Source organism: Gordonia sp. GN26 (assembly GCF_054823965.1).
The window spans coordinates 107,278-115,746 of record NZ_JSYC01000151.1 but is presented as its reverse complement, the minus strand read 5'-3'; the positions used below and the strand labels follow the sequence as shown (position 1 = coordinate 115,746).

Below are 8,469 nucleotides of genomic sequence, written 5' to 3'. Positions count from 1 at the left end.
GCCTGTGCGGGTCCTCGCACCGCCGGAGATCACGATGTTCACGTTGCGCGCGCAGGGCTGACAGCGGGGCGTCGTTTCGATACGGCTCCTCGCTGCGCTCGTCGCCTACTCAACGAGCAGGAGGGCCCCTCGGCTGCGCTCGTGCCTACTCAACGAGCAGACAAAGCACTCGGCCAGCGGGGGAATATCCACCGCTGGCCGAGTAGGTCCGAGGGGCTACCCGAGGACCGTATCGAGGTCAGGCGTTGATGTCCGACGGGTGCTTCGCGAGCGGCGTGACCTTGATGTCCATATACGGGAACAACGGCAGCCCGGACAGAAGCGTGTGCAGCTCGTCGTTGGATTCGACGTCGAAGATCGAGTAGTTCGAATACTCGCCGACGATCCGCCAGATGTGCGGCCACTTGCCGGAACGCTGCAAGTCCTGGGAGTACGCCTTCTCCCGGGCCACGGTCTCGGCCCGGACATCCGGGTCGAGGTCGTCGGGGATGTTGACGTCCATCCGAACGTGGAACAGCATCACTTCTCCGGATCGAGGACGAAGTCGTAGGCCACGGTGTAGCCGCCCTGGCCGTCATCCTGCGGATCGAGGATCAGTTCCGGCTTGACCGCGCTGGCGACGTCGTCGTCGTTGTGCGCGTCGCCCGGGAAGTACAGCTGCGCGGTCAACTGCTCGTGACCGGGAGCCGAGACCTTCAGGTGCAGGTGCGCGGGACGCCACGGGTGCCAGCCGGCGGCGGAGATCATCTTGCCGCAGGAGCCGTCGGTCGGGATCATGTACGGCGCCGGGCGGACCGTGGTGATCTCGAAGCGGCCCTCCTCGTCGGCGGTGAAGGTACCGCGCAGGTTCCACTCGGGGATGCCCGGTGCGAACTGCGAGTAGTAGCCGTCGTCGTCGGCGTGCCAGAGTTCGACCTTGGCGCCGGACAGGGCCTTGCCGTCGACCGTGCGCACCTGGCCGTTCCAGACCAGACGATCGCCCTTCTCGCCCTCACGCATCGGCAGGGTGCCCTTCGAACCCAGCTCAGGGGCGTTCGGAACGTAGTACGGACCCTCGATGCTGCCCTTGTTGCCCTCGCGGTGTTCGGTCGCGACGTCCTCGACGACGTGCTCGACCCACACGTCGAGGAACAGCGGCCATTCGCCGTCCTGACCGACGTTGATGAGCCACGCCTTGAGGGCGTTGTACTCGTCGTAGGTGACCTTGTGCTTGCGGATGGTCTCGTGGACACCGGCGAGAACGTCGTTGATCAGGGTGGCGACGCGCTCCGGCGGGGTGTCCTTGACGGCCTCGAAGGGAGACTTGTCGGCGTGGAAGCGCTCGGTGGCGGAGGCTCCGGAGGCTGCGGCGGTGGCCGCTTCCTGGCGCTGCTCGACTGTGGTCATCAGTTTCTCCTCGGTGGGTTCACGGTTCCCGGGGCTGCCGGGGAACACGCTGTGGGGGTGTACTTCTCAGGTTCTTCAGTTGTTGTCGGTGCGGAAGTGCTCGAGCTTGTCCGGGTCGATCTCGAAGCCGATGCCCGGCGCAGTCGACCGGTGGAGGTGGCCGTCGCGGATCTGCAGGGGCTCGGTGAGCAGGTCATCGCTCATGTCGAGGAAGTTCGACAGCTCGCCCGCGTAGCGCGAGGTCAGTTCGAAGGCACTGCCGAACGCGAGCGCACACGCGGTGCCGACCTGGCCGTCGATCTGGTTGCCCATGACCACCGGGATGCCGAGCCCCTCGGCGAGGTGGTGGGTCCGACGCGAGGTGGTGAAGCCGGTGCGGGCGGTCTTGATGCTGATCGCGGTGGCCGACCGGCCGAGGATCTCGCGGGTCACGTCGGCCGGCGTCGGCACCGACTCGTCGGCGATGAACGGAACGTCGAGCTGCTCGACGAGCCATCGGCGACCCATCACATCGGCTGCGTCGCAGAGCTCTTCGGCGAACAGGAGGTCGAGGTCCGACATCTCCTTCATGGCGCGCGCGGACTCCGCGGCGGTCCAGCCGCGGTTGCCGTCGACGTAGAGTTCGATCTCGTCGCCGAACCGCTCGCGCAGTGCGCGTACGACGGCGGTGTCGAGGGTGACCGGGTGGCGGCCGACCTTCACCTTGAAGGTGCGGATGCCGTAGGTGTCGACCATCTTCTCGGCCTCGGCGACCATCTTGGTCGGTTCGGCGAAACCGAGCATGTGGCTGACGCGCATCCGGTCGGTGAAACCGCCGAGCAGGTCGCCGACGGGCAGGCCGAGTGACTTGCCGAGCGCGTCCCAGATCGCCATGTCCACCGCGGATTTGGCTGCCGGGTTGCCGACGGTCCGCGCCATCCGGGAGGCGACCACCTCTCGTTCGAGGAGGGACAGCCCGACGATCGCAGGCGCGAAGATCGTGTCGATGACGGTGATGATCCCGGCCTGGGTCTCGCCGTAGGTGAAGGGGCGCGGCGGGGCCTCGGCGACGCCGACCACGCCGGTATCCGTGTGTACCCGCACCAGGACGTGATTGGCCTCGTGGACCTCGCCCGAGGCGAACCTCAAGGGCTTCACGTACGGGATCGCGAATGGAATCGCTTCCACGCGAGTGATCTTCATCGTTCATCTCCAAATCGGGCACCGAGCTGAGGAGCGGGTGCGAAGGCTGTGGTCTCGAACGCGGCGGCGATGGTGTCGGCGACCGCGGCGATGACCGGGTTGTCGACGCCGCGACGCCAGGCGAGGGCGACCTCGACGGTGTCGGCGTCGACGAGATCTCGGACGACGAGTCCGTCGAGCGGCAATGCGCGCACCGAGGCCGGCAGGACCGCGACCCCCAGACCGGCGGCCACCAGGGCGAGCAGGACCGTGGTCCCGGTCGCCTGGTGGGCGCGCTGAGGGACGAAACCCGCTGCGCGACAGGTCCGCATCGCGGCGTCGTTGACGGCCGAGTCACGGCTGTCGTACATCACGAAGGGTTCGTTGCGGAGGTCGACGGCCGACACCACCGGTTCCACGGCGAGGCGGTGATCCGCCGACACCGCGAGGACGAGCGGCTCGTGGTCGATGACCCGGGTCTCGATGTCGTCACCGATGGCCGGCGGACGCAGGAGCCCGAGGTCGATCGCGCCGGCCCGCAGGGCGTCGCACTGACCGGGGGTCAGCATGTCGGACCGGATGTGGAGGTCCACGTCGGGGAGCTCACGCTTGACGACCCGGGCGATCCGGGGCAGGTGCGAGAACGCAGCGATTCCGGTCAGGCCGAGCCGGACGAGGCCGCTGCGTCCGGCGGCGATTCGCCGGACCCCGTCGACCGCTTCGTCGACCCCGGCCAGGATGCGCTCGGCCTGGGCGCGCAGATACTCCCCCGCGGGGGTGAGCGAGACCTGCCGGGTGGTGCGGACGAAGAGCGTGACATCGAGCTCGGCCTCGAGCTGGCGAATGGCATAGGAGAGCGCCGGCTGGGCCACGTGCAGGGTTGCCGCAGCCTGACCGAAATGGCAGGTGTCGGCGACCGCTGCGAAGTAGCGCAGGTGCCTCAGCTCCATGACCTCGCCTTTTGTCGTCGGAATCCTCTCCGCGATCCGGTGTGACCCGGACCACGTCCTACACACGGTAGATCGCGGGATACATACATGACAAAGACCTGTGGTGGCCTCATTGATCGAGGCTCTTTATCAATGGGCACCTAGGTCAGGACCGGCGAATGCCCTGGTGTGATCGCCGCCACGTGGTGCCAGAGTGCAGTGAACAGCCCATATCTGGAGGTTTATCGACCATGACCGCGTCCGTTTCGGAGCACCTGAACCACGTGAACACGGTCCTCGACGACGCCGTCGTCGATGACCGGACCGCCGGCGTCTACCGCGCCAACCGCCGTATCTTCACCGACGAGGACATCTTCGAACTCGAGATGAAGCACATCTTCGAGGGCAACTGGATCTACCTGGCCCACGAGAGTCAGGTGCCCAACCCCGGCGACTACTTCACCACCTACATCGGCCGGCAACCCGTGGTCATCACCCGCGACAAGAGCGGTGAGCTCCACTGCCTCATCAACGCGTGCGCCCATCGCGGTGCGATGATCTGCCGTCGCAAGACCGACAACCGGATGACGCTCACCTGCCCGTTCCACGGCTGGACGTTCCGCAACGACGGCACCCTGCTGAAGGTCAAGGACCCCGAGGGGGCCGGATACCCCGACACCTTCGACGTCAACGGTTCGCACAACCTGACCAAGGTCGCGCGTTTCGACAGTTACCGAGGCTTCCTGTTCGGCAGCCTCAACGACGACGTGCAGTCGCTCGAAGATCACCTCGGCGACACCCGACTGGTGATCGACATGCTCGTCGACCAGTCCCCCGACGGGCTCGAGGTGGTGCGCGGCGCATCGACCTACACCTTCGACGGCAACTGGAAGGTCCAGGCCGAGAACGGCGCGGACGGGTACCACGTCACCGCGACCCACTGGAATTACGCGGCCACCACCTCGCGACGCAGCACCGGAGAGTCGAAGAACGACACCAAGGCACTCGACGCCGGTGGCTGGGGCAAGTCCGGCGGCGGCTACTGGTCGTACCCCAACGGCCACCTCTGCCTGTGGACCTGGGCCGCCAATCCTCAGGACCGCCCGCTGTGGGACAAGATGGACGAGCTCAAGAAGACCCACGGCGACGCCAAGGGCGAGTTCATGGTCAAGGGTTCGCGCAACCTGTGCCTGTACCCGAATGTCTATCTGATGGACCAGTTCTCGACGCAGATCCGCCATTTCCGGCCGATCGCGCCGGACAAGACCGAGGTGACCATCTACTGCATCGCCCCCAAGGGGGAGAGCGACGCCGCACGCGCGCACCGCATCCGCCAGTACGAGGACTTCTTCAACGCCTCGGGTATGGCGACGCCAGATGACCTCGAGGAGTTCCGCTCCTGCCAGCTCACCTTCCGGGCGCAGGCCGCGCCCTGGAACGACATGAGCCGCGGTGCCGAGCACTGGCTGACCGGACCGGACGAGGTCGCCGAATCGCTGGGCATGACCGGCGTCATCTCGGCGGGCGTCAAGAACGAGGACGAGGGTCTCTACCCCGTCCAGCACGGCTACTGGCTGGAGACGATGCGCGCCGCGGCCGCCGCCGAAGAGCACTCCACCACCGCAGCCGAGAACCACTGAAGGGGAACGCGATGACGACCGCAGAGACCAACGCCGCGACCGGGACCGAGGCCGGCGGAAAACTGATCACCCAGAACATGATCGAGCAGTTCCTCTACCGCGAGGCGCGCTATCTCGACGACCGCGAGTTCGAGAAGTGGCTCGAGTGTTACGCCGACGACGTCGTCTACTGGATGCCGTCGTGGGACGACGACGACCGCCTGACCGAGGATCCGCAGCGGGAGATCTCGCTGATCTACTACGGCAACAAGGGCGGGCTCGAGGACCGCGTGTTCCGCATCCGGACCGAACGGTCGTCGGCGACCTCACTCCCCGAGCCACGGACCAGTCACAACATCAGCAACGTCGAGGTCATCGACCGGCGCGGCGATCTCATCGACGTCCGGTTCAACTGGCACACCATGTATTTCCGCTACCACACGATCGACCCGTACTACGGCACGTCGTTCTACACCATCGACTTCTCGGGCGATCAGCCGTTGATCCGACGCAAGACGATCGTGCTGAAGAACGACTACATCCACCACGTGGTGGACATCTACCACTTCTAGGACGCGTTGAAATGACTGTCACCACCGATCAGGGCGTCGGCACCACCGCCGACCACGCAGACGACGGGACACCGACGCACCAGGTCGCCCTGTCCTTCGAGGACGGGGTCACCCGGTTCATCACCTGCCGCGAGGACCAGACCGTCGCCGACGCGTCGTATCGGCAGCGCATCAACATCCCGCTGGACTGCCGTGACGGTGCGTGCGGAACCTGTAAGTCGTTCTGCGAGTCCGGCGATTACGACGGCGGGATCTACATCGAGGATGCGCTGTCCGACGACGAGTCGGCCGAGGGCTTCGCTCTCCCGTGTTGTATGAAACCGAGATCCGATCTGGTGCTGCAGGTCCCGGCCACATCGGACATCGCCAAGACCCAGGCCTCCCGGTTCACCGGGACCGTCGTCGAACTCGAACGCCTCTCCGAGTCGACGATGCGCCTGGAGATCCGGATCGAGAACCGGGGCGAGCTGGCGTTCCTCCCCGGCCAGTACGTCAACATCGAGATCCCCGGCACCGACGACGGTTCCGGGGAGCCGGTCAGCCGCTCCTACTCGTTCGCCAACGGACCGCACGAGGATCGTCTGATCTTCCTGATCAAGTTGACCCCCGGTGGCGCGATGTCGACGTATCTGACCGATCGCGCGACGTGTGGCGAACAGATCTCCTTCACCGGACCCCACGGATCGTTCTTTCTCCGCGAGGCGAGCCGGCCGGTGCTGCTGCTGGCGGGCGGCACCGGACTGGCCCCGATCCTGTCGATGCTGCGAAAGCTGCACGCCGACAACAACGGACGCAAGGTCCACCTCATCTACGGCGTCTCCACCGACACCGACCTGGTCGCGCTCGACGAGATCGAGTACTTCGCCGGGAAGCTGCCCGGATTCACCTGGGACCACTGCGTGTCCGACCCCGCGAGCACGGCGGTCAACAAGGGTTACGTCATGAGCCTCATCGAACCCGGACATCTCTTCGACGGCGATGTCGCGATCTACCTCTGCGGTCCGCCGCCGATGGTCGAGGCGGTGCGCAAACACGTCGCCGAGGCCGGGATCGAACCGACCGGCTTCTATTACGAGAAATTCGCTCTGGCAGCGACATCCGCCGCCCCGGGTGAGAACGCGCCGGCTGGCGCGCCGATCGCGCCTGCCGCACCGGAGGTTCCGACGGACGAAGGCATCATCGCCAGCCCGGACGCCCGCGCGATCGCCGGGCAGATCACTCTGCCGCCGGCCGATCTCCCAGACGCACCGGCCCGTTCCGGCACCCGGGCCGCCGACGACTCGCTCGTCCGGATCGCCGGCCAGCGGATGTGGCCGAGCGAGATCGTCGATGCGGCACTCGATTCGGACGCGGGGACGCTGCGTCCCGCGGGGACGGCCCGCGCCATCGCCGGACAAGAGATCTTCCGTCCCGGTGACGTGGCCCCGCTGCACGAACCGGCGGCGGCGTCACCAGTCCCGGCCTCGGAGTCGCGGGAACCCGCACCCGAAGCCGCGACGTCCACCGTCGTCGGTTCGCAGGGCTACCAGATCGGTGAGGAACACCCGGCGATCTTCGAATCCGACGCACTCTTCGAAGCGCGCGCCGCTCTCGAACTCGGTGCGCTGGAACTGACTTTCGGGCGCCTGACCACGCAGCAGCTCGCCGGGTACCGCCTGCTGGCCGACGCCACGGTCCCGTATGTGGACGGTGAACGGTTCGTCGACGCCGCCGAGTACACCGAGACCAATGCCGCGTTCCATGACTACTTGTTCACCCTGACCGGCAACGACCATCTGCTCGAGGCGTACAAGGCGCTCGGCGTGAAGGGCCGGATGAGCGAGGTCCTGCGCAACGCGACCTGGTGTCACCCCCTCTGCGCCCAGGACCACCTGGACATCGTGACCGCCTTCGAGTCCGGCGACCACGACGGTGCCCGCGCCCTGATCTCGGCCCACGCCGACCGGTCCAAGCAGACGATGCGCCGTGCGATGTCCGACGAGATGGCCGCTCGCCGTCCGCGTTTCGTCACCCCGGGCCGCTTCGCCGGCAAAGTCGTCGTCATCACCGGTGCGGCCCAGGGCATCGGCGAACAGGTCGCACGTCGGATCAGTGCCGAGGGTGGGAAGGTTGTCGTGGCCGACCGGTCCGGGCTCGTCGACGAGGTCGCGCACGATCTCGACACGACCGGTCCCGGTGCGGTGTCGGCGATCGCCGACCTGGAGAGCTACGACGGAGCGGAGTCGGTGATACGGCGCGCGGTCTCGTCGTACGGTCGCGTCGACGTGCTGATCAACAACGTCGGCGGAGCCATCAACTTCAAACCCTTCGTCGAGTTCACCGACGCCCAGATCCGCGCGGAGATCGACCGCTCCCTGATGACAACGCTGTTCGCCTGTCGCGCGGCGTTGCCCTCGATGGTCTCCCGCGGTGGCGGGGTCATCGTCAACGTCTCCTCGGCGGCCACCCGAGGGATCAACCGCATCCCGTATTCGGCCGCCAAGGGCGCGGTCAACGCGATGACGGCCTCGCTGGCCATGGAGTACGCCGATGATGGCATCCGGGTGGTAGCCACCGCTCCGGGCGGCACCGAGGCTCCCCCGCGGCGCATCTCACGCGGCACCCCCGAGCCGCGCAACGAGGTGGAGGCCCAGTGGTTCCAGGCACACATCGACCAGACGCTCTCGTCGTCGCTGATGCGTCGATACGGCAGCCTCGACGAGCAGGCGGCGGCGATCTGTTTCCTCGCCTCGGACGAGGCGTCGTACATCACCGGCACGGTACTGCCCGTCGCGGGTGGCGATACCGGGTAGCGCCCGGTCC

At 66.8% G+C, this 8,469-nt stretch carries 7 protein-coding genes; 3 read left to right on the top strand and 4 right to left on the bottom strand.

Annotated features, from left to right (window positions below):
• Positions 1–238 precede the first annotated feature (238 nt).
• The 4 genes from catC to OK17_RS21185 form a co-directional block, all read right to left on the bottom strand.
• The gene (catC, locus tag OK17_RS21200) at positions 239–520 is read right to left on the bottom strand and encodes a muconolactone Delta-isomerase (RefSeq protein WP_006867540.1); all 282 of its coding nucleotides are present in this window, start codon (positions 518–520) and stop codon (positions 239–241) included.
• Positions 520–1,386, bottom strand: a complete 867-nt coding sequence (gene catA, locus OK17_RS21195) for a catechol 1,2-dioxygenase (RefSeq protein WP_461418668.1) — start codon at positions 1,384–1,386, stop codon at positions 520–522. Before catA ends, catC begins: the two co-directional genes overlap by 1 nt.
• A 75-nt stretch (positions 1,387–1,461) precedes the next feature.
• Positions 1,462–2,568 carry a mandelate racemase/muconate lactonizing enzyme family protein gene (locus OK17_RS21190; protein WP_461418667.1) on the bottom strand — a complete coding sequence of 369 codons (1,107 nt, stop codon included), beginning with the start codon at positions 2,566–2,568 and terminating at the stop codon, positions 1,462–1,464.
• Positions 2,565–3,497, bottom strand: coding sequence for a LysR family transcriptional regulator (locus tag OK17_RS21185; protein ID WP_461418666.1), 933 nt, complete (start codon positions 3,495–3,497; stop codon positions 2,565–2,567). Before OK17_RS21185 ends, OK17_RS21190 begins: the two co-directional genes overlap by 4 nt.
• A 230-nt stretch (positions 3,498–3,727) precedes the next feature.
• Between OK17_RS21185 and benA the strand changes: the two genes are divergently transcribed.
• The 3 genes from benA to benC are packed head-to-tail and all read left to right on the top strand — an operon-like array spanning position 3,728 to position 8,459.
• On the top strand, positions 3,728–5,116 hold the full coding sequence (gene benA / locus OK17_RS21180; RefSeq protein WP_461418665.1) for a benzoate 1,2-dioxygenase large subunit: 1,389 nt from the start codon (positions 3,728–3,730) through the stop codon (positions 5,114–5,116).
• A gap of 11 nt (positions 5,117–5,127) precedes the next feature.
• Positions 5,128–5,667: a benzoate 1,2-dioxygenase small subunit gene (gene benB / locus OK17_RS21175; protein WP_461418664.1), complete on the top strand. Its 540-nt coding sequence runs from the start codon at positions 5,128–5,130 to the stop codon at positions 5,665–5,667.
• An 11-nt stretch (positions 5,668–5,678) separates the two neighbouring features.
• Positions 5,679–8,459 carry a benzoate 1,2-dioxygenase electron transfer component BenC gene (gene benC, locus OK17_RS21170; RefSeq protein ID WP_461418663.1) on the top strand — a complete coding sequence of 927 codons (2,781 nt, stop codon included), beginning with the start codon at positions 5,679–5,681 and terminating at the stop codon, positions 8,457–8,459.
• The last annotated feature ends 10 nt before the right edge of the window (positions 8,460–8,469 follow it).